General features: G+C 62.9%; 19 protein-coding genes, 1 tRNA gene and 1 pseudogene. 15 read left to right on the top strand and 6 right to left on the bottom strand.

Going from position 1 to position 21,345, the window contains the following annotated elements:
• Positions 1 to 110: 110 nt before the first annotated feature.
• The 12 genes and pseudogenes from C2I19_RS22605 to C2I19_RS18180 form a co-directional block, all read left to right on the top strand.
• A pseudogene (locus tag C2I19_RS22605) lies at positions 111 to 212 on the top strand (IS1595 family transposase); the annotation flags it as partial.
• 219 nt (positions 213 to 431) lie between these two features.
• Positions 432 to 926: an OB-fold protein gene (locus C2I19_RS18130; protein ID WP_199181260.1), complete on the top strand. Its 495-nt coding sequence runs from the start codon at positions 432 to 434 to the stop codon at positions 924 to 926.
• Between the two features lie 547 nt (positions 927 to 1,473).
• A tRNA-Leu gene (locus C2I19_RS18135) sits at positions 1,474 to 1,558 on the top strand.
• A 182-nt stretch (positions 1,559 to 1,740) separates the two neighbouring features.
• Complete coding sequence (locus tag C2I19_RS18140) at positions 1,741 to 2,175, top strand: ProQ/FINO family protein (protein WP_103904038.1); 435 nt, start codon at positions 1,741 to 1,743, stop codon at positions 2,173 to 2,175.
• Positions 2,176 to 2,293: 118 nt separating this feature from the next.
• Positions 2,294 to 4,192 carry a molecular chaperone HtpG gene (gene htpG / locus C2I19_RS18145; protein WP_103904039.1) on the top strand — a complete coding sequence of 633 codons (1,899 nt, stop codon included), beginning with the start codon at positions 2,294 to 2,296 and terminating at the stop codon, positions 4,190 to 4,192.
• Positions 4,193 to 4,304: 112 nt separating this feature from the next.
• Complete coding sequence (locus tag C2I19_RS21825; protein ID WP_146056865.1) at positions 4,305 to 4,841, top strand: VOC family protein; 537 nt, start codon at positions 4,305 to 4,307, stop codon at positions 4,839 to 4,841.
• On the top strand, positions 4,780 to 5,373 hold the full coding sequence (locus C2I19_RS18155) for a cysteine hydrolase family protein (RefSeq protein WP_103904053.1): 594 nt from the start codon (positions 4,780 to 4,782) through the stop codon (positions 5,371 to 5,373). Before C2I19_RS21825 ends, C2I19_RS18155 begins: the two co-directional genes overlap by 62 nt.
• Positions 5,374 to 5,425: 52 nt before the next feature.
• The gene (locus tag C2I19_RS18160) at positions 5,426 to 6,814 is read left to right on the top strand and encodes a cyclic-di-GMP receptor FimW-related protein (protein ID WP_146056866.1); all 1,389 of its coding nucleotides are present in this window, start codon (positions 5,426 to 5,428) and stop codon (positions 6,812 to 6,814) included.
• 57 nt (positions 6,815 to 6,871) lie between these two features.
• The gene (locus C2I19_RS18165) at positions 6,872 to 7,720 is read left to right on the top strand and encodes a segregation and condensation protein A (protein ID WP_103904042.1); all 849 of its coding nucleotides are present in this window, start codon (positions 6,872 to 6,874) and stop codon (positions 7,718 to 7,720) included.
• Positions 7,717 to 8,526, top strand: coding sequence for a carbon-nitrogen hydrolase family protein (locus C2I19_RS18170; protein WP_103904043.1), 810 nt, complete (start codon positions 7,717 to 7,719; stop codon positions 8,524 to 8,526). Before C2I19_RS18165 ends, C2I19_RS18170 begins: the two co-directional genes overlap by 4 nt.
• 71 nt (positions 8,527 to 8,597) lie before the next feature.
• Positions 8,598 to 9,065 carry an OsmC family protein gene (locus C2I19_RS18175; protein WP_103904054.1) on the top strand — a complete coding sequence of 156 codons (468 nt, stop codon included), beginning with the start codon at positions 8,598 to 8,600 and terminating at the stop codon, positions 9,063 to 9,065.
• Positions 9,066 to 9,080: 15 nt separating this feature from the next.
• Positions 9,081 to 9,548, top strand: a complete 468-nt coding sequence (locus C2I19_RS18180) for a thioredoxin family protein (RefSeq protein ID WP_103904044.1) — start codon at positions 9,081 to 9,083, stop codon at positions 9,546 to 9,548.
• A gap of 39 nt (positions 9,549 to 9,587) precedes the next feature.
• Here the strand turns inward: C2I19_RS18180 and C2I19_RS18185 are convergent, their stop codons facing one another.
• The 5 genes from C2I19_RS18185 to C2I19_RS18205 form a co-directional block, all read right to left on the bottom strand.
• A complete protein-coding gene (locus C2I19_RS18185; protein ID WP_103904045.1) occupies positions 9,588 to 10,415 on the bottom strand; it encodes an undecaprenyl-diphosphate phosphatase in 828 nt (275 codons plus the stop codon).
• A gap of 161 nt (positions 10,416 to 10,576) precedes the next feature.
• Positions 10,577 to 12,205, bottom strand: coding sequence for a methyl-accepting chemotaxis protein (locus tag C2I19_RS18190; RefSeq protein ID WP_103904046.1), 1,629 nt, complete (start codon positions 12,203 to 12,205; stop codon positions 10,577 to 10,579).
• Between the two features lie 115 nt (positions 12,206 to 12,320).
• Positions 12,321 to 13,739: an exodeoxyribonuclease I gene (gene sbcB, locus C2I19_RS18195; protein WP_103904047.1), complete on the bottom strand. Its 1,419-nt coding sequence runs from the start codon at positions 13,737 to 13,739 to the stop codon at positions 12,321 to 12,323.
• Positions 13,740 to 13,809: 70 nt separating this feature from the next.
• Positions 13,810 to 14,598: an enoyl-CoA hydratase-related protein gene (locus tag C2I19_RS18200; protein ID WP_103904048.1), complete on the bottom strand. Its 789-nt coding sequence runs from the start codon at positions 14,596 to 14,598 to the stop codon at positions 13,810 to 13,812.
• A gap of 27 nt (positions 14,599 to 14,625) precedes the next feature.
• Positions 14,626 to 15,414, bottom strand: a complete 789-nt coding sequence (locus tag C2I19_RS18205; protein ID WP_103904049.1) for an alpha/beta fold hydrolase — start codon at positions 15,412 to 15,414, stop codon at positions 14,626 to 14,628.
• A 190-nt stretch (positions 15,415 to 15,604) separates the two neighbouring features.
• Here C2I19_RS18205 and C2I19_RS18210 point away from each other — a divergent pair, with 190 nt between their 5' ends.
• From C2I19_RS18210 to C2I19_RS18220, 3 genes are all read left to right on the top strand, one after another.
• The gene (locus C2I19_RS18210) at positions 15,605 to 17,380 is read left to right on the top strand and encodes a GGDEF domain-containing protein (RefSeq protein ID WP_233201263.1); all 1,776 of its coding nucleotides are present in this window, start codon (positions 15,605 to 15,607) and stop codon (positions 17,378 to 17,380) included.
• A 421-nt stretch (positions 17,381 to 17,801) separates the two neighbouring features.
• Positions 17,802 to 18,974, top strand: coding sequence for an ABC transporter ATP-binding protein (locus tag C2I19_RS18215; RefSeq protein WP_103904051.1), 1,173 nt, complete (start codon positions 17,802 to 17,804; stop codon positions 18,972 to 18,974).
• Positions 18,975 to 19,027: 53 nt separating this feature from the next.
• Positions 19,028 to 20,317 carry an NAD(P)/FAD-dependent oxidoreductase gene (locus C2I19_RS18220; protein ID WP_103904052.1) on the top strand — a complete coding sequence of 430 codons (1,290 nt, stop codon included), beginning with the start codon at positions 19,028 to 19,030 and terminating at the stop codon, positions 20,315 to 20,317.
• A gap of 162 nt (positions 20,318 to 20,479) precedes the next feature.
• On the opposite strand, the gene C2I19_RS18225 is transcribed toward C2I19_RS18220, so the two are convergent.
• Positions 20,480 to 21,345, bottom strand: an 866-nt coding sequence (locus tag C2I19_RS18225) for an ABC transporter ATP-binding protein (protein WP_103904055.1), incomplete at its 5' end; no start/stop codon positions are given.

Genomic DNA, 21,345 nt, shown 5'->3' on the forward strand with positions numbered 1-21,345 from the left:
CATCACGTGGACCCGCGAAACGCTGGATGCAGAGATCTCGGCGCTGCTTGGTGGTTATGGCGACAAGTTTCAAATCAATTTTTCGTGATTACTTACCTTGAGCACTATCTGGGTGGCGACGGATGCTGGAGCGCTATCAGCAAACCATTCAGCCTTGCCACTGCTTGCAGGAGGCGGTGGGGCGTCCCTTGCAACACATTATTGGGACATAGCCTTTTCTTTGTGGCCTATTGCCTGCCGCGTTTTTGCGCGCTTGCATGGAGCCGTTCAGCTCTTCCTCGTTGATCGATTGAAGTACGTCAACACTCTTACCGACGGAAATTGCCAGTCTTTTTACTGGCTTCGCGTCAGAATTCCTGCTTGTAAAATGCCTGAGCAATCCTGTTATTTGATTGATTTTAAAAAACTATTTCGCTCAGAAAGGTATGGATATGAATGCATTGAAGTGGGTTGGCATAGTGCTTGCCGGGCTGCTGTTGCTATTGGTGCTATTGGGGGCGTTACTCGGCGGGCGGCCAGGCCAGGATGGGAGAAGGGCGGCGGAGGGCGGGCCAGCGAGGCCGGGCGAAGCTTCCGTCGGCGTGCTGCCTCAGTCGGAGCTCGCGAGACCTGCGGCCATCAAGGTGTCTGCAGTCAGGTTGCATCAGGACTATGAGGCCAATGAGGCAGCGGCGGACGACATATACAAAAGCGAGCAGCTGGAGGTGACAGGCAGCGTGGCGTCCATTGAGAAAGACCCATTCGACAATACCATTGTATGGCTGCGGACCATGGATGATTTTATCCATGTGCAAGCCAGGATGGGCGAGTCCGCGGCGGCCCAAGCCAAATCGCTCAGAAAGGGACAAAAAGTGGTGCTGTCTTGCCTGGGAGGCACCCGTATTCTGGGAAGTCCGACCATCGAGGATTGCGCACTGTCGCTTTAGGCGCGAGGATATGGGGCATATCGGAGCAGCTCAAGACAGGTGGTGGATGCTGGCATTGCCTGTCGGCCGTTTATGACGTGGTGGTGGGTGTATTGATTCAGTTTCTTAGTAATATGATGTATTTTTGTATATATGTGGTAAATATTATGGATGCGTGAAATTGCCGGGCATGAGGGTTATCAGTATATTATGCGCTGTTAACGCATTGATTTATGTTGCGGGCATTCGTGTGGCCAAGGCTTGAGCCCTGGGCTTGGTTGACAGGGTTTTTCTTTGTCGTTAAAGTTCTGCCGCGCTTCCGTTTTGAAGTTTTTCGGAAATCCCGCATATCATGGCGGCCTTAAAGGGGCGTCGGGGTCTGGTTATAGACTTTGATATTTCTAAGAAATGAATGGAAATATCATGCCATGCTATTTTGATAGGCGGGCCCATAGACTGTGGTATGTTTTGCATGCGGCTGTAGAGCAGGCAGTTTGCTCGGGATGTTCGATATCTGAAATGCATTGTCAGTCCATGCGCCCTGGGCTACAATCCCCTGCTCTGTGCAGCCCCGGTGGTGAAATTGGTAGACACAAGGGACTTAAAATCCCTCGGCTTCGGCTGTGCCGGTTCGACCCCGGCCCGGGGCACCATCAAAGAATAGGGCGACGCGATATTTGCCTGGTTCTGATGCGGACTGGATTCAATCCGCGCGCATTTAAAGTGACGCCTACATGGCGCGCATCGTCTAAACTGGACAAGTGGCCGGTTGCATCGCGCCTCTTGATTGGGCAGCATGCGCTGTCTTCGCATCAACGGATCTAGATAGAAGTTCATGAAGCCAAATACTGAAACGGCACTCGGTGCTGCTCTCAAGTCTGCTGTTCAAAGCCTGTCCAAGAAAAAGCAGACCGAGATGATCGCGGACCACATCTACGGCAAGTTCGACGTGTTCCGTCAGTTTCGTCCGCTGGCGCTCGGCATTCATGAGAGCCTGATCGCCGCGCTCTCCCAGTTCGAGCCCGCTCTGATTTCGCGCGTGGTGGCCAATCACTGCCGCAAGCCGCGCTATCTGAAGTCCCTGGCCCGCGGCGGCAAGCGTTTCGATCTGACTGGCAAGCCGCAAGGCGAGGTGAGCGCCGAAGAGAAGCGCGCCGCCGAGTTGCAGATGCAGCCAAAGAACGCGCCGGCAACAGAGACCGCTCCGGTGGAGGCTGCTCCGGCTGTCGTGGAAGCGGCGCCGCAGCAAGAAGGCCAGATCGAATCCTGATCGGTTCGCTTCTCAAAATGCCCTGTCATGCGACAGGGCTTTTTGCATTTCAGGGCTTGAAAAGCGGCGGACGAGCTCCATCTCCCCACTATCGCCAACCTCAATCACATTGACGAATATGAGTGCACAGAAAGAAACCCTGGGTTTTCAGACCGAAGTGAAGCAGCTGCTGAAGCTGATGATCCACTCCTTGTATTCCAACAAGGAAATCTTCCTGCGTGAACTGATTTCCAATGCATCCGATGCTGCCGACAAGCTGCGCTTCGAGGGCATGGCCAAGCCGGAGCTGTTTGAAAACGATCCGGAGCTGAAGATAGGCATCTTCTTCGACAAGGATGCGCGCACCGTCACCATTGCCGACAACGGCATAGGCATGAGCCGAGACGAAGTGGTGGCCAATATCGGCACCATCGCCAAGTCCGGCACCAAGGCCTTCTTCGATCAGCTGTCCGGCGACGCCAAGAAGGACGCCAACCTGATCGGCCAGTTCGGCGTAGGCTTCTACTCCGCTTTCATCGTCGCCGACAAGGTCACGCTGAGCAGCCGCCGCGCCGGCGAATCCGTCGCCACCCGCTGGGAGTCGCATGGCGAGGGCGAGTACACGCTGGAGCAGGTGGAAAAAGCGGAGCGCGGCACGGAGATCGTGCTGCATCTGAAAGAGGGCGAGGACGAGTTGCTGAACGACTGGCGCCTGAAAGCCATCGTGCGCAAGTATTCCGACCACATCTCCATCCCGATCGAGATGAAGAAGGGCGCCGGCTACGGCGAAGATGGCGAAGTGAGCAACAGCGATGAGCTGGAGGTGGTCAATTCCGCCTCCGCGCTGTGGACCCGCTCCAAGAACGACATCACGGAAGAGCAGTATCAGGAATTCTACAAGCACGTCGCCCACGACTTTACCGATCCGCTGGCCTGGAGCCACGCCCGCGTGGAAGGCCGTCAGGAATACACCGAGCTGCTATACATTCCGTCGCGCGCGCCGTTCGACATGTACGACCGCGAGCGCAAGCAGGGCGTGAAGCTGTACGTGCGCCGCGTCTTCATCATGGAGGACACTGAAAAGCTGATGCCGCATTACCTGCGTTTTGTGCGCGGCGTGATAGACAGCAACGACCTGCCGCTGAACGTGTCGCGCGAAATCCTGCAAGAGAGCAAGGATATCGATGCCATCCGCGCGGGTTGCGTGAAGAAGGTGCTGGGCCTGCTGGAAGACCTGTCCGCCAATCAGCCGGAAAAGTACGCCGCGTTCTGGAAGGAGTTCGGCCAGGTGCTGAAAGAGGGCGTGGGCGAAGACCATGCCAACAAGGAGCGCATCGCCAAGCTGCTGCGCTTTACCAGCACCGCGTCGGAGGACGGCGCGGAACCGTCCGTTTCGCTCGCAGATTACATCGGCCGCATGAAGGAAGGCCAGGACAAGATCTACTACATCACTGCCGATACGCTGGCCGCCGCCAAGAACAGCCCGCACCTGGAAGTGTTCAAGAAGAAGGGTGTGGAAGTGCTGCTGCTGACCGACCGCGTGGACGAGTGGGTGGCGGGTTCCATGTTCGAGTTCGAAGGCAAGCAGCTGCAGTCTGTAGCCAAGGGCGCGTTGGATCTGGGGGCGTTGGAAGACGAGGCTGACAAGGAAGCGCAGAAGCAGGTTGAGGAAGCCTCCAAGCCGGTGGTGGAAAAAGTGCAGAAGGCGCTGGGCGACAAGGTGAAGGAGGTGCGCGCCACCGCCCGCCTGGTGGACAGCCCGGCCTGCCTGGTGGCCGGCGAGCACGAGATGAGCGCCCACCTGGAGCGCATGTTGAAGGCCGCTGGCCAGAAGGTAGAAGGCAGCAAGCCGACGCTGGAAATCAACCCGGAACACGTGCTGGTGAAGAAGCTGGCCGCGGAATCCGACGAGGCCCGTGCCGGCGATCTGGCCGCCGTGCTGTACGACCAGGCGCTGCTGGCTGAAGGCGGCAAGCTGGAAGACCCGGCTTCCTTCGTTAAGCGCATCAACAAGCTGATGCTGGAGCTGTCGGCCTGATAGCCCGAGAGGCTTGAGTTCTGGCTCAATGGAAACCGCCCTTTTGCAGGGCGGTTTTTTTATTGCCATTGTCCTACGATGAAATTCCCCATGTGCAAACCAGGAGATGGCGATGAGCGAAAGCAGAGCCCTACCGGGCGTGTACCCGTGCTTGTGTTACGACAATGCCGTGGCGGCGATGGAGTGGCTGGAGCGGGTGTTTGGTTTCCGTCGCCGTTTTGCCGTGATCGAGGACGGCAAGGTTTTGCATTCCGAACTGAGCCTCGGAAATGCCGTGATCATGCTGTCCAGCCCCAAGCCGGAGCAGCAATGGGTCAGCGCCAGCGGCCTTGCCGGCCTGGCCCAGGCCTTGTGCGTCCATGTGATGGACCCGGCGGCGCATTACGAACATGCCAAAGCCCAAGGCGCCAATATCATCCAGGCGCTGAAGCGCGAGGATTATGGCGCCGCGGCTATTTGGCCCGAGACCCAGAGGGCCAGCAATGGTATTTCAGCGATTACTTGCCAGGAGAGTATTGGGAGGTTTGAGCAAAGAAGTGCGGGATGGCTGCGCGTGGCATCATGCGTATTTCATTCAGGACTATGCGATGTCATCCTTTTCCTTCCGCGCGCCGTTGTTGCTGCTGATAGATATGCAGCAAGCCGTTGATGATCCCTGCTGGGGGCCGCGCAACCATCCGCAGGCGGAGCAGGTCTGCGCCAGCTTGCTAGCGGCCTGGCGCGAGCTTGGCTTGCCTCTGATCCATATCCGCCACGATTCCACTGAGCTGGACTCCACTTTCAGGCCAGACCGGCCCGGCAATGCGTTCAAACCGGAAACCATGCCTTTGCCAAGTGAAATGGTGATGGTCAAGCAAACCAATAGCGCCTTCATCGGCACTGAGCTTGAATCTTTGCTGAGGGAAAGGGGTTGGCTGGAGCTGGTGGTGGCGGGCGTCAGCACCAGCAATTCCGTAGAGGCGACTGTGCGCATGGCCGGCAACCTGGGTTTCAATGTCTGGCTGGCTGAGGATGGCTGCTTCACTTTCGACAAGACTGACTGGCAGGGCCGACTGCGCAGCGCGGAAGAAGTCCATGCGATGAGCCTGGCCAATCTGGACGGCGAATACTGCCGCGTTTGCGCCAGCGAGGACATCCTGTCCGCTCTTGGCAATATTGCCGCCGCCGCGCATCGCGCCTGAGTCGAGGAGGCGTTAAGATGCGCGCTTTCAGTGATCTGTCATTGTGGTCGCCATGTTGAAGTTTCCCATCTCTCGCGGCCAGGCGGGGCGCGCTCCGCCCGACTTGCATGAGGCGCTCGACGCGTGGGCGCCTTTGCCCGCAGCCGAGCAGGCGGACAAGATGCGGCAGTATCTGCGCCGTTTGCCGGATGCGCCTTTGGATGCTCAGGATAGGCTAAGCGTGATGCGCGCGCTGTCCCTGGCCATGCTCCGATTGCCTGAACGGGATGCAGGCGCGGCGCTGCGCCGCGTCTGGGAGGACTTGCACCGGGAGAGCAAGGCGCTTGCGTTCGCTAGTGCCGGACCGACGGCAGAGGCCGCGCTGGGACGCAAGCTGCGCCAGCAAGCCATAGAACTGGCTTTGGCGAGCGCCTGGCGCTTGGCGCGTTTGCTGCTTGCGGATTATGCGGCCTGGCCGCCGGGTTTCTGGAGGGATTGTCACCAGCTGTATGCCGAGGCGCGCCAACTGGGTGTGGAGCGCGGCTTCGGAAATGGCTTGGAAAGCCCGGACGCCAGCTACCGCAAGCTGCTGTTGTTAGGGATCAGCCATGGCCATCGCCTGGAGAGGGCGCGGCTGCTGGTGTTGGTGGCGTGGCTGCAGAAGCATGGCGAGCATTTGCGGCTGCGAGAGGAGGCGGCAAGCGGTTGGCGAGTGATTCCGGCTGAAGATGCGCCAGGGCGGTTTAATCCCGATGGGGGGCACGTCGGCCTGGGCATGGACTGCGGCCTCGTCTTGCAAAGAGCGCGCCGCGCCTTGGAGGCGAACGCAGAGCAGGCTACCGCGCTGGAGTGGCAGTTGCTGTCCTTACTGGAGCGCGAGTGGTCCGGGCCGCCGCAGCGCCGCCATGCGCGTGCCAAGCAGCGCAACGGCCAACGCGTGCAATGGCTGCGGGGTTTCGATGCCTGCTGGCGCTTGGCGCGCGAGGGCGGCATGGCGAGCGTGGAAGAGACGGGCTGTTTGCTGGTGGCCAATCTCAGCGCGTCCGGCATGCGCTTGCAGGGCGATCTGGCCGGCAGCGGCGCGATGGCCGGCGATGTGTTGATGTTGAAGCGGCGGGGTTTTGGCTGGCAGTTGGCGCTATTGCGCTGGCTGGCGCTGCCGGACGGCGAACAGCCGGGCGAGTGCGGCGTTGAGTTTGTCGGCAAGCGGCCTCAGGCGGTGGAGGCCGCGGCCTTGACCAGCCATGGCGATGCGGCTTTAGAGCCGGCTTTGCTTTTGTATGCCGAACGCCGCTTTTTCAGCAAGGGCGTGCTGTTGATGCCTGGCCGGCTCTATCAGGCGATGCGTCCATTCCGCGTGCGCGGCGCCGATGGCGAATGGCTGGTGCGGGCGGAAAAGCTGCTGCAGCAGACCGGCAGTTGCCAGTTGATCAGCGTGCGGCTGGAAGAGAAACTGGCATAGGCGCCGCTGGCGCATGTCGCGGCGCGGCCCGCCGCGCGAACTGGTATCCTTGTCGCCATGACCGCCGTACCTGATACCCCCGCCGCAGGCGATGCCACCGATTTTCAGCTGACCGCGCAGGAGTTGCCATCCAGCATGCCGATTGCCCACGTGTTCGGCCAACCTGTGCTGGAAGTGCCGCAAGACCTGTTCATCCCGCCGGACGCGCTGCAAGTCATCCTGGAAAGCTTCGAGGGCCCGCTGGACCTGCTGCTCTATCTGATCCGCAAGCAGAACCTCGATGTGCTGAATATTCCCATGGCCGAGATCACGGCCCAGTACATGTCCTATATCGACGCGATGCGGCAGGACAGGCTGGAGTTGGCGGCGGAGTATCTGCTGATGGCGGCGCTGCTGATCGAGATCAAATCTCGGCTGCTGCTGCCCAGGCCGCAGTTGGACGAGGACGGCGAACCAGACGACCCGCGCGCGGAGCTGGTGCGCCGGCTGCTGGAGTACGAACAGATGAAGCTGGCGGCGCTGGAGCTGGACAAGATCCCGCAGGCCGACCGCGACTTCGCCTGGCTGGCGGTATTGATCGAACAGTCGGCCGAGCAACGGCTGCCGGACATTGGCGCAGCCGATCTGCGCCAGGCCTGGATGGCCATTCTGTCCCGGGCCAAGCATCGCCGCCACCACAAGGTGGAGAAGGACGAGTTGTCGGTGCGGGAGCAGATGAGCTGGATTCTGCGCTATCTGGACGGCAAGGAATACGTGCCATTCGAGGAGCTGTTCGACGTGGACAAGGGCGTGGCCCACCTGGTGGTCAACTTCATCGCCGTGCTGGAGCTGGTGAAGGAGGGCCTGGTCAGGGTCAGCCAGGATGCGCCGTACCAGCCCATCTATGTACGGATCGCGTTGGTATGAGCACGATTTGCCTAGCCCTGGCGCAGTATTGCGCCCCGGATGATGCCTCTCGCCGGCTGCCTTTGCTGCGGCAATGGTGCGCAGAGGCCGTGGCGGGCGGCGCGAGCTTGCTGCTGTTGCCGGAGATGTGGTCCACGGGCTACGCGCCGGAGCGGATGGGCAATACCCATGCTTGGGAGGACGACGATCCGATGCTGGCGGCTGTAGCCAGCCTGGCGGCCGAGCATGGTTTGGCCATCGGTCTGACTTATCTGGCGCGCCATCATGGAGCCTTGCGCAACCGGCTGCGCCTGTACGACGCGGATGGCGCGGCCGTTTTGCAATACGACAAGGTCCACGTCTGCGACTTCACCGATGGCACGGAAACCGCGCTGCAGGGCGGGGATGGTTTCGTCTGCGCCGATGTTCTGCTGGGCGGCGAGATAGTGCGGGTCGGCGCGATGATCTGTTTCGACCGCGAATTTCCCGAAGCCGGCCGCGCCTTGATGCGGCACGGTGCAGAGCTGGTGTTGGTTCCCAATGCCTGTCCAATGCGGAACGACGCCGCGCTGGGCGATGTCCGCTTGCAGCAACTGCGCGGCAGAGCACTGGAAAACCGCTTCGCCGTCGCGCTGTGCAATTATCCGGCGCCGCAATACGACGGCGCCAGCTGCCTGATCGACGCGAGCGGGCGCGTGCTGACGCTGGCTGACGATCAAGCGGGCGTATGGCTGGCTGAGCTGAGTCTGGACGAGCTGCGCCGTTGGCGCATTGAGCAAGATGAGGTGTGGGGAGAGGCAGCACTGCGGCCGCAGCATTATCGCTGATGAAGCCGCAAATGCCTTTGTCATTGCCGTGCTATGATTCGCGGCATGAAGACAAGAGCGAGGATTGCGACATGGCGCAACATCAGGCGGAAGTGATCTGGCGGCGCGGCGATCAGGATTTCCTGGATCGCCGCTACAGCCGCAAGCATGTCTTGAAGTTCGACGGGGGGATGGAGGTGGCGGGTTCGTCGTCTCCGCTGGTGGTGCCCACCCCGTATTCCGATCCGGCCGCTGTTGATCCGGAAGAGGCCTTCATTGCCGCCTTGTCTGGCTGCCACATGCTGTGGTTCCTGGACCTGGCGGCGCGGGCCGGTTTCCGCGTCGACGAATACCATGACCTGGCCGTCGGCGAAATGGGCAGAAACGAGGCTGGCAAGGCCTGGGTAGCGCGCGTCACCCTGCAGCCCAAGGTAGCGTTCTCCGGCGACGCGCTGCCTGCGCCTGAGCAAGTGAAGCAGCTGCATCATGTCGCCCATGCCGAATGTTTCATCGCCCGCTCAGTAAAAACCGAAGTCGTGTGCCAGCCCCGGCCGGCTTGATTCTGGAGAACGTCCATGCGCAAGTTTCTGATCCTGCTGTCCCTGCTGCTGGCGAGCGCCGCCGCGCAGGCCGGCGACCTGCCTTACAACGAAAAAGCCGACGCCAAGGCGGAGTTGCAGCAGACGCTGGCCGCCGCCCAGCAAAGCCATCAGCCGGTGCTGCTGATACTGGGCGCCAACTGGTGCGAGGACTGCCGCGCGCTGGATGCGGCCTTGAAAACGGGCAAGAGCGCGGAATTGCTGGCGCGCGAGTTCAAAGTGGTGAAGGTGGATGTCGGCAACTTCGACCATAACCTGGACATAGACGCCGTCTATGGCCACCCCATCGCCAAGGGCATTCCGGCCGCAGTGGTGCTGTCGTCGGACAATCAGGTGATTTACGCGACGCGCGCTGGCGAACTGGCCGATGCGCGGCGCATGAGCGAGACCGGCATCTACGACTTTTTCGAGCGGGTCAGCAAAGTTGGGCGGGATGCGAAGTAGGGCGGGCAGGCCCGCAGGCCTTGCCCGCGATGCGCATTTTTAACCAGCGCTCCAGCTTACCAGCCCAGTTTGCCAACTGGCCAGCACGATCAGTCCGAAGGCGATGCGATACCAGGCGAACACAGCGAAGCTATGGGTGGAGATGAAGCGCAGCAGCGCGCGGATGGCCAGGAAGGCGAAGACGAAGGAGGCGGCGAAGCCGACTGCGAACACGCCGATATCGTCCGCGCTCAGCGCGTCGCGGTGCTTGAGCAGACTGTACAGCGAGGCCGCGCCCAGGGTGGGAATGCCCAGGAAGAACGAAAACTCCGTCGCCGCCTTGCGCGACAGGCCCAGGAACAGGCCGCCTATGATGGTGGCGCCGGAACGGCTGGTGCCCGGTATCAGCGCCAGACACTGACACAGCCCCACTTTCACGGCATCTTTCAGGCTCAAGTCGTCGACGGTCGCCACCGTCACTTTATGTTCGCGCTTCTCCGCCCACAGAATGATCAGGCCGCCGACGATGAAGGCGATGGCCACGCAAACCGGGTTGAATAGCACTGCCTTGATCTGTTTGGAGAACAGCAGGCCGGCAATAGCAGCCGGGATGAAGGCGATGATGATGCCCAGCAACAGATTGCGCTCGCTGCCCGGGCGGACTGCGCCGCTCATGGTGCGGCCTATCTTGGCGCGGTATTCCCATACCACGGCCAGCATGGCGCCCAGCTGGATGAAGATTTCGTAGACATCCCGCTTTTCCTTGTCGAGAAAGCCCAGCAGGTCGCCGGTCAGAATCAGGTGGCCAGTGGAGGAGATGGGCAGGAATTCGGTGATGCCTTCCACCAGGCCCATGATCAGGGAGTGGAACAACAGAATCGGGTCCATATGATGTCGAGTGCATGAGTTGTTGTCGGATGGGGCGATTATAAGAGAGAAATCACCATCTGGATGGCAGCTTGTTGTGGGGTTTGCGGATTTGCGATGGGAAGATTGCATACGCGAACAAGCCGCGCGGGGCGCGGCTTGGCGGGACGGCGGAGAGAGGCCTACAGGCGGAAGCGCGTCGCTACGCTTTGCAGATTGGCGGACAAGGCGTTGAGCTGGCTGGAGGTGGTGGCCAGCTCCTGCACGGTGGCGTTGTTTTCCTCCGCCATGCGGGAAACCTTTTCCATGTCCTGAGCCAAGCTTAAGCTGGTGCTGCGCTGCTCGGTCAACGCGCCGGAGATGCTGTGTATGGTGCGGATGATGGTGTCCGCGCTGTTCTCGATTTCCTTCATGGACTGCGAGGCCTGCTCCGCCGTGCCGGAAACGCCTTCTACGCAGTCCAGGCTTTGGCCCATGCTATGCACCACTTGCCCCACGCCTTGCTGGATGGAGCCTATCATCTTGGTGATTTCCTGGGCCGAGGTGGTCGTGCGTTCCGCCAGCTTGCGCACCTCGTCTGCCACCACGGCGAAGCCGCGGCCGGTCTCCCCGGCGCGGGCGGCCTCGATGGCGGCGTTCAGGGCCAGCAGATTGGTCTGGTCCGCCACATCGCGGATGACGGTCACGATATTGCCGATTTGTTGAACCTCGCGCGTCAGGCTGTTCATCTGTTTGGCCGTGTCGTCCACCGAGGTGGTGACGAATCGAATCTTACCCACCGATTCCAGCACCTCGGTGCCGCCGCGATTGGCCAATTGGCCGGCGGCCTGGGCCTGTTGCGAGGCCTCGCTGGAGTTGTCCGCCACCTGATTGATGCTGACGGTCAGTTGCTCGATGGAGGCGGCGGCGGAGGAGGTGGCTTCTGCCTGGGTTTGCGCGCCGCTGGCCACCTGCTGCGCCATGCCTGACAGCGCGCGGGCGGAGTCCGACACCTGATGGGCGTTGTCCTGAATGCTTTGCACCATTTGCCGCAGACCCTCGCGCATTTCCTGTATGTCGCGCGCGATGCGCATCGCTTCGTCGCGGGCGGGCGGGATGGGTTCGCTGTCGCCTGACAGATTGCCTTGCTTGATCTGGTGCACCAGGTCTGCAGAACGGCGCAGCGGGGTGGTGATCAGGTTGGAGATCAACAGCGCGACGGCGGTGGCCAGCAGGAGCGAGGCGATTGCCGTGGCGATCAGGATCGCGACAGCCTCCTGGCTGGAGTCGTGCGCCACGACCAGGGAGTTTTGCAGGCGTTTCTGTTGGCGATCTCTCAAGCTCTCCAGCGCGGCGATATAGGCCTCATTCGCGGGTACGAATTTGTCATCCAGGAATTCCCGGGCGGCGTCGGTCTGATGCCCGTTGATCAATTGATACAGCGGAGCGAACAGCGGGCGCTGCTGATCCTGCGCCTCCCTCACCTTGGCGAACAGGGCTCGTCCTTCCGGCAGGCGCAGATAGGGTTCCATATTGCTCATGTCGGCATGCACGGCATCGCGCAGCGACTCTATTTTGCGCAGGTGCTGCTCCTGCGATTGGGGCGTGCCGGCCAGAATGGCCTCGCCCATTTCGCGGCCGATATTGGTCAGGTTCAGGGCGATCCGGTTGGCGATGAGGATCTTCGGGTAGCGATCCTCCTTGATCTGGGCGACATTGTCCTGAATGGTCTGCAGCTTGCTGTAGGCCGTGAGCACCACGGCGCATAGCAGCAGGATCAACAGGGCGAATCCGCTCAGCAGCTTCTGGCGGACGGTGAACTGATGCAGCATGCATTTCTCCCTGAACCGGAATGAATCCATATATCAATGTTTTAGACGATGGATTAGTTCAAGTTCATACGGATAAACGCGTAGCGGAGCGGCGCAGGGCCGCTCCAGCTGATATTTACGCAGGAGAGGCTTGCAGGTTCGCGGCGTAGTCAGCCACTTGTTGCAGCAACTGCTGTTGCTCGGGTGAAGGTTCCGCGGCTCGCAGCTCGGCCAGTTCCTGCAGAAAGCCCGGCATGGCCGCGGCCACGCGCTCGCCGCACCATTGCCGCCAGCGCTGCTGTTCATGGCCGGACAGGGAGTCCGGGAAGTTGCGCGCGCGGTAGCGGAACAGCAGTTCGGCCAACTGGGGGTCTTCGAACAGGGCCATTTCTCCGGCCAGTTGCGCGGCGGACAGGCGGCGCATCTTCTGCAGGACTTTGCGGTCGTTGTTGGAGACGAAGCCGCCGTACAGGTTTTCATCCACGTCATGCGGCGCGCCGGCCTCGCGCTGGTAGACGCGGCGCCACAGCGCCGACAGGTCGGGCAGGCCGCGCGCCGCTTCTGCGTGGCGGAACGCGGCAGCCAGGTCCATGCCCCAGCGCGCGGCGGCTGAATCGCCCAGGACTTTGAGATTGGATACGATGAACGGCGACTTGTTGATGTGTATGGTCTTGATCGGCAGGCGCTCCAAGCCTTCCGGCAGCTCGTCGGCGCGGCTGAACAGGCGTTGGCGGATGTCGTCGGCCGATAAGCCGCGCAGCTGGGACGGGTCATGCGCCAAGTCCCAGACGATGACCTCATTGCCGTTGGTCGGGTGGGCCGCCAGCGGCCACACCAGGGCCAGGTTGCCGCGCTCCACGCCGTACATGCCGGAGACGTGCAGCACTGGTTTGGGGTCATGCAGCGATAATTGCACCTTGACCGCGTCCTTCTTGCGCAGGGTCAGATAGTAGTCGAACAGCTTGGGCTGCCTTTGGCGGATCAGCCGCGCCAGCGCGATGGTGGCGCGAACGTCGGACAGCGCGTCGTGCGCAGACTCATGCGCCAAGCCGTTGGCGGCGGACAAGTGCTCCAGTTTGAAGCTGGCGCGGCCGTCTTCGTGCTGGGGCCAGACGATGCCATCCGGACGCAGCGCATAGGTGGCGCGCACCAGGTCCAGCAGGTCCCAGCGGCCGCAATGGTTCTGCCACTCGCGCGCGTACGGGTCTATCAGATTGCGCCAGAACAGGAATCGGGTGACTTCGTCGTCGAAGCGCAGCGAGTTGTAGCCCACGCCTATGGTGGCCGGCGCTGCTAGTTCGCGTTCTATCACGCCGGCGAACTCGTGCTCGGCCACGCCGCGCTGCTGGCAGCGCTGCGGCGTGATGCCGGTCAGCAGGCTGGCCTGCAGCGTGGGCAGGTAGTCGGGAGAGGGCCGGCAGTACAGCATCACCGGTTCGCCGATTTCGTTCAGTTCGGCATCGGTGCGGATGCCGGCGAATTGCGAAGGGCGGTCGCGGCGCGGCACGGCGCCGAAGGTTTCGTAGTCGTGCCAGAAAAAGGTGTGATTGGACATGGCGGGGCGAGGAAGATAAGTCGATGCGGGCCATTGTCGCATCGACCCGCCCCGCCGGGCCAGCCGGGCGTTATTCCAGCCAGGAGGGCTTGCGCATTTCGATCAGCGCCTGGATGCCTTCGCGTCCTTCATCGCTCATCCGGACATGCAGGCTGTGTTCTATGCAGCGCTGCATCACTTGCGGCGTGATGTCCTGGCAGCCGATCTCACCGGTCAGATGCTTGGCGGCGCGCATCGCGGCGGGGCCGTTGAGCAACAATTGTCCCAGCATATGCCGGATGGCGGCGTCCAGCTCGTCGTTTTCCACAACCTGATGGATCAGCCCCAGCCGCTTGGCCTTGCCGGCGTTGAAGCGCTCCGCGGTGATGCTGTAGCGGCGGGTGGCGCGTTCGCCTATGGCGCGGATCATATAGGGCATGGCCAGGGCCGGAATCTGGCCGAAGCGGACGTCGGACAGGCTGAACAAGGCATCGGACACGCCGATGGCGATGTCGCAACAGGCGACCAGCGCCATGCCCAGCCCGAATGCGGAGCCTTGCACCCGCGCCACTGTCGGCTTGGGCAGCGTGTCCAGCGTGTGCAGCAGACGCGCGTTTTGCTGGGCGAAGCGGTTCAGCTCGCTGGCGGAGAACTGCGACAGCCGGCGCAGCCATTCCGGATCATGGCCGGCGGAAAAGCTGATGCCGCTGCCGGTGAGCACCACGGCGCGCACCGTGGCGTCTTCGGCCAGTGTTTCCAGCATGGCGGCCAGCAGGCTGATGGTTTCGTCGTCCAGCGCGTTGTGCAGGTCGGAGCGGTTTAGCGTCACGGTGGCGACGCCCTGTTTGTCTACGTTCAGCAGCACGGCTTCAGCGTTCATCGCTTTCCCCTTGGTGTCGTGGCCGCTTCAGCGCGAGCCGAAGCGGATGATGCCGCGGGCGAAGGCCTCGGCGGCTTCTATATGCAGTACGTGGCCGGCGTCGGGCAGCACTTCCAGCTCGGCGTCGGGAATCAGCTCGCGCAACAACCGCGACTGGTACAGCGGCGTGAGCCGGTCTTCGTCTCCGACCAGGATGTGCACCGGCAGTTGCAGCTGCGGCAGCCAGGTGCGGGCGTCGTGCAGCTTGACGCCTTCTATCAGCCGGACCACGGCGTCCCAGTCCACCAGGCCGGCCAGCATCTTCAAGTCTTCCAGCATGGCGGCGTTGTCCGCGAGGAAGCGGCTGGAGAACAGCCAAGGTATGCTGACCTGGTAGCGCAGGTCCAGGCCGCCGCGCTCATGCGCCGCTATCCAGCTGTCGCCGATGCGGTGGTTGACGCTGTCGGCCCAGGCCAGGGTGCCGGCCAACAGCAGGCGCGACACGCGGCCCGGGTGGCGGTGCGCCAAGTGTTGAGCCGCCATGCCGCCGTAGGACAACCCTACCACGTAGGCCTGGTTTATGCCCAGATGGTCCAGCAGGCCGCAGGCCAAGTCGGCCTGTTCGGCCAGATGGTAGAGCGGCGCCGCGGGGCGGTCGCTCTGCCCTTGGCCGAGGAAATCCATGCGCAGCAGACGGTAATGCGGCTCCAGCAGCGGCTGCACCAAGGTCCAGCCGGCGGTGGACATGGTAATGCCGTTCAGCAGCAGCAAGGGTTGCTCGCCATGGCCGCTTTCTTCGTAATAGATCCGGTGTCCGGCTATCTCGGCATAAGGCATGGCGCTCTCCTGTCGCTGCTGATCTTGTTCTTATTCTAGAACTGCCGGCGCGCGGCTGGATAGCGTTGGAATGCAAATCGATTATGTAATCGACGTGACATTTATTTGCTTTAGATTAACGTTGTTTAAGGAAATCGGGCTGTGTTTTTAGATCATGCAAATGCGCGTTGAGCCGGCCGCTCTGGAAAGTTTGGCAGGCTGGTGTCAGGAACTGGAGGAAATCATTGGCCTGCGCAAGCTGCAGCCGGTGTTTCAGCCCATAGTCGACCTGGAAACCGGCTCCATCCTGGGATATGAGGGCCTGATCCGAGGCCCGTCGGACAGCATGCTGCACTCTCCCATGATGTTGTTTGAAGCGGCCGAGCGTTGCCAGATGCTGCTGGCGCTTGACCAGGCTTGCCTGCGCGCATGCGCGGAGCGTTTCGCCGAACTGGCCCTGCCTGGCCTGCTGTTCGTGAACACCAGTCCGGAAACGCTGCTGGTGCAGGGGCAGCGTCCCGCGTCTATTCTGTCGTTCTTCGGCCAGATCGGCCTGGATTGCCAGCGCGTGATCCTGGAACTGACCGAAACGCGGCCGAATGGCGGCTACCTGGCGTTGCGCGAAGTGACCAATGGCTGTCGCCAGGGCGGCCTGCGCATCGCGCTGGACGATCTGGGCGAAGGCTTTTCCAATCTGCGCCTGTGGTCGGAACTGAGGCCGGATTTCGTCAAGCTGGACAAGCACTTCGTCCAGAATATCCACTTGGACCCGTTGAAGGAGCAGTTTGTCCGCTCCATGGTGGACATTTCCCGCCAGTCCGGCGCGCTGCTGGTGGCCGAGGGCATAGAGTCTCCGGCTGAGTTGCGCACGCTGTGCCGGCTGGGCGTGCGCTACGGCCAGGGCTATCTGCTGGCCCGGCCCCAGGCCTGTCCGGCGCGGGAGTTGCCTTTGCGGCATGATCTGCTGCCGTGGGCGGGCAGCCGGCGCCAGGGCTGGCGCAACCAGCCTCTGGCGCGCGATTTGATGATGGACGTGGCGCCGATGGAGTCGCGCGTGCCCAATGAGGCGGCTTATCGCCGCTTCGCGGCGAATCCGGATTGTTTCGCCATCCCGGTGGTGGAGGACGGCGTGCCGGTGGGCTTGTTGCGCCGCCATCATCTGCTGGAAAGCTTCGCCAAGCCGTTCAATCGCGAACTGTACGGCAAGAAGCCTTGCCATGTGATGATGGACAAGCAGCCGTTGGTGGTGAACGCGGACATCAATGTGCAGGAGCTGTCCAGCCTGGTGGTGGCGGCGGAGCAGCGCTATCTGGTGGATGGCTTCATCATCACGGAGAATGGCCGCTATCTGGGCATGGGCACCGGCTTCGCGCTGATGCGCAAGATCACCGAGCTGCAATTGTCCGCGGCGCGCTACGCCAATCCGCTCACCGGCCTGCCGGGCAATGTGCCCATCAACGAGACGATAGACCGGCTGCTGGGCATGCGGGCGCCGTTTGCGGCGGTGTATGCCGATCTTGACCACTTCAAACCGTTCAATGATTTATACGGCTACGCGGCGGGAGACGATCTGATCGAACTGGTGGCGCATCTGCTGCTGGAGCATGCGGATCCCGAGCGCGACTTCGTCGGCCATGTCGGCGGGGACGATTTCGTGGCGCTGATGCAGTCGGGAGACTGGGAGGACAGGCTGCGGCGCTTGCTGGCGGCGTTCGGCGAGCTGGCCGCCCGGCATTTCTCCGAGGCGCACCGGACCGCCGGCGGCTTCGAAGTCTCGACGCGCAGCGGAGAGGCGACCTTTCTGCCGCTGACTACGCTGTCCTTGGGCGTGGTGCAGGTCAGGCCCGGTCAATATCTTAGCCACCATGAAATCGGCGCGGCGACGGCGGACGCCAAGAAACAGGCCAAGAAAATGCCGGGCAACAGCCTGTTTGTCGAGCGCCGGCAGCCGGCGAAGCCGGACGCGTCCTGCCAATGCGGCAAATAGGCGGCTGCGCTGGCTGACGGACGCGCGGCGGCCTGGGCGTTTTCATCGATTCTGCGGCTTGCGCGCGACAAGCCGCAGGCGGCCGCGCACAATGTTTTCCTTTCTCTCTTGTCAAATTTATTAAACGTGGCATAGGCTGTGCCAAAAGCTGGCGCGTCAGACGCCGGCGCAGGACAAGAGGAAACATCATGGCCGTTCTTACCGTTACCGCAGTGTCGCCGCGGCTGTCTGCTCCTTCCCGCTCGGGCTATTCTTTGTTTAATCTTTTCATGCAGCCTGGAGTCTGCGCCGCTTGGGCGGCGCCGGCCCGTCGCTAGCCTGGTTTCATCCTGAGGGAGGCCGGCAAGGCGCTCCCGTTTCATCGCATATGCGCTAAACAGCAGCGGCGCCGGCGCGGCGCCGAGTCGGAGGGAGTCAGATCATGTCGGAAGCCATCGCGGCCACCAAACAAGCAGCAGCCATTCCAGCCCGCAACGCGGCCAGCGCAGCGGCAACGGAGGATTCCGCCTATCTTCGGATATCCGGGGTGGTGAAGAAGTTCGGCGACCACCTGGCGGTGGACCATATCGACCTGGATATCCGCAAGAACGAGATTTTCGCCTTGCTGGGCAGTTCCGGCTGCGGCAAATCCACCCTGCTGCGCATGCTGGCGGGCATGGAAACGCCCACTTCTGGCCGCATCATCCTGGATGGCCAGGACATGCAGGGCCTGCGGCCCTACGAGCGGCCGGTCAATATGATGTTCCAGAACTACGCGCTGTTCCCGCACATGACGGTGGAGCAGAACGTCGCCTTCGGCCTGAAGCAGGATGGCGTGTCCAAGGAAGAGATCGCCGAGCGGGTGGCGAAGATGCTGGAGCTGGTGCAGATGCGCAAGTTCGCCGGCCGCAAGCCGCACCAGCTGTCCGGCGGCCAGCAGCAGCGGGTGGCGCTGGCGCGCAGCCTGGTGAAGCGCCCCAAGCTGCTGCTGCTGGACGAGCCGCTGGGCGCGCTGGACAAGAAGCTCAGGCAGCAGACGCAGCTGGAGCTGGTCAATACCATAGAGGCGGTGGGCGTCACTTGCATCATGGTCACGCATGACCAAGAAGAAGCGATGACCATGTCCAGCCGCATCGGCATCATGAGCGAGGGCAAGCTGTTGCAGGTGGGCTCGCCGACCGAGATTTACGAATATCCCAACTGTCGCTTCACCGCCGAGTTCATCGGCGAGACCAATATGTTCGAGGGCGCGGTGGTGGTGGATGAGGCGGATCGGGTGGAGATCAATTCGCAGGAGCTGGGCGGCGCCATCCATATCGACCATGGCATTACCGGCCCTAAGGGCATGCATGTGTGGGCCAGCGTGCGGCCGGAGGACGTGAGGCTGGACAAGCAGCCGCTGCAGCCGGGACCGAACCGCGCCGCCGGCGTGGTGCAGGATATCGCTTATCTGGGCAGCTATTCCGTCTATCACGTGAAACTGGCCAGCGGCAAGATCGTCAAATCCGTGGTGCCGTCGTCGCGCTGGTTCGACGCCAATGAAACCGCTCCCACCTGGGACGAGCCGGTTTACGTCAGCTGGCGCTCCGACACGCCGGTCGTGTTGACGATGTGACCGTTCCGCGGCCCCGTTTCGGGGCCTTTTGTTTTCTCGCCTTAGGGGATTTTATGCTGCGCTTCGCCCATCAGCCGCATCCGCCGTCGTACTACGCCGCCACCGCCCATGCCTGGGACCCGCGGCCTCCGCTGCGCGGCGAGGCGCGCTGCGACGTTTGCGTGGTGGGCGGCGGGCTGGCGGGCCTGTCCGCTGCGTTGAATCTGCGCGAGAAGGGCTTTTCCGTCATCCTGCTGGAAGGCTCGCAAGTGGGTTTCGGCGCTTCCGGCCGCAACGGCGGCCAGGTGATCGCCGGCTTCGCCAGCGATATCGCCGGCATGCGCGCCCAATTGGGCGACGAAGCCGCCAAAGCCATGTGGGACATGTCGGTGGAGGCGGTGGACATCATAGACGAGCGGGTGCGCAGGCATGGCATACGCTGCGACTGGCAACGCGGCTACGTCAGCGTGGCGGTCAAGCCGCGGCACCTGAATGATCTGGAAGACTGGCAGCGCGAGGCCGAGCAGCGCTACGGCTACGGCGGCCAGCAGTTGTGGGACCGCGCCGCGCTGCGCGAAAAAGTGGCCAGCGACCGTTATCAGGGAGGCCTGTTCGATCCGCGCTCCGGCCATCTGCATCCGCTGAACTATACGCTGGGCCTGGCCGAGGCGGCGAAGGCCGCCGGCGTGGACATTTATGAGCAATCGCCGGCCGTGAGGCTGGAGCAGGGCGCGCAGCCCAAGGTGCATACCGAATACGGCTTGGTGTCCTGCGGCCAGGTGGTGCTGGCCTGCAACTCCTATATAGGCGCGCTGGCGCCGGAGCTGGAGCGGCGCATCATGCCAGCCGGCACCTATGTCATCGCCACCGAGCCGCTGGGCGAGGCGAGGGCGCGCGCGTTGATCGCCGACAATATGGCGGTGTGCGACACCAACTTCGTGCTCGACTACTACCGGCTGTCGGCCGACCATCGCCTGCTGTTCGGCGGCAAGGTCAGTTACTCAGGCCGGGAGCCGCATGATCTGGCCGGCGCCATGCGCGCCGACATGCTGCGCGTGTTTCCGCAACTGGCGGACGCGCGCGTCGCCTACGCCTGGGGCGGCTTTTGCGACATCACCGTCAATCGCGCGCCGGACTTCGGCCGCTTGTCCGGCAATGTCTATTATCTGCAGGGCTTTTCCGGCCACGGCGTCAACATCACCGGCCTGGCCGGCAAGGTGGTGGCGGAGGCCATCGCCGGCACCTCGTCGCGGCTGGACCTGTTCGCCAAGATCCCGCACCGGGTGTTTCCCGGCGGCAAGCTGCTGCGCACCCCGGCGCTGGTGTTGGGCATGGCGTACTACCGGATGCGGGATTATCTGTAGCGTCAGGCGCGCCGGTTCGGGGCCAGCCTGACGGGCTTGGCAGATGCCTGCCGCAGGCCGGCCCGCCAGGCCACTCCGCGCCAGGCTGGCTGCATCAACTCCCCCCGGCGATGCGCGGCGGCGCCATCGCATAGCCTCTCGCCTCTTGCAGGAGGGGGCGGCTCAGTGCCCCTGCCGGAACAAGGCCGGGCTATGCTGCATGCGGGTCATGGCGATGCCGCCGCCGCTGCCGGAGCCGCCGGACGCGGCGAAGCAGGCGATGGCGCCTTCCACTTGCAGCGACACGGCCTGGCCGGGCTGCGGGCAGCGGTGGCCGGGCACGCGGGCGGCCAGCAGGCTGCCGTCGTCGAGCATAAGCCGCACGCTGGCGTCGTGGCCGCTGAAGCTGACCTCCAGCACCCGCGCCTGCGTCGCGCCGGGCGCGGCCGGCAGCAGGCGGATCTGTTCCGGCCGCAGCAACACATTGACTTCGCCTTGCGGCATGCCTTCCAGCAAGGTCAGGCTGCCCAGCGCGCATTGCGCCTGGCCGCCGTGGGCGCGGCCGGGCAGCAGCACAGCGTCGCCGACGAAATCCGCTAGTTCCGGGCTGGCCGGGCGCTGGTACAGCGTTTGCGGCGCGGCCACTTGCAACAGCCGGCCCTGCCACAGCACCGCCACTTGGCGGCCCATGGTCAGCGCTTCGGCCTGGTCGTGGGTCACCATCAAGGCCGTGGTGCCGCTGGCGGCCAGCGCGTCGGCCACCGCCTGGCGCGTTTCGGCGCGCAGCGCGGCGTCCAGCGCGGAGAACGGCTCGTCCAGCAAGACCAGCGCCGGCTTGGGCGCCAGGGCGCGGGCCAGCGCCACGCGCTGCTGTTGGCCGCCGGATAGTTGCTGCGGCGCGCGGTCGGCGAAGCCGGCCGGCAGGCCCACCATGTCCAATAGCTCGGCCACGCGGCGGCGCGCGCGGCGCTCGGCGCGCGGCAGGCCGAACACGATATTGTCTGCCACCGACACGTGCGGGAACAGCGCGCCTTCCTGCGGCACGTAGC

The organism is Chromobacterium alticapitis (assembly GCF_002924365.1).
Classification (GTDB): Bacteria; Pseudomonadota; Gammaproteobacteria; order Burkholderiales; family Chromobacteriaceae; genus Chromobacterium; species Chromobacterium alticapitis.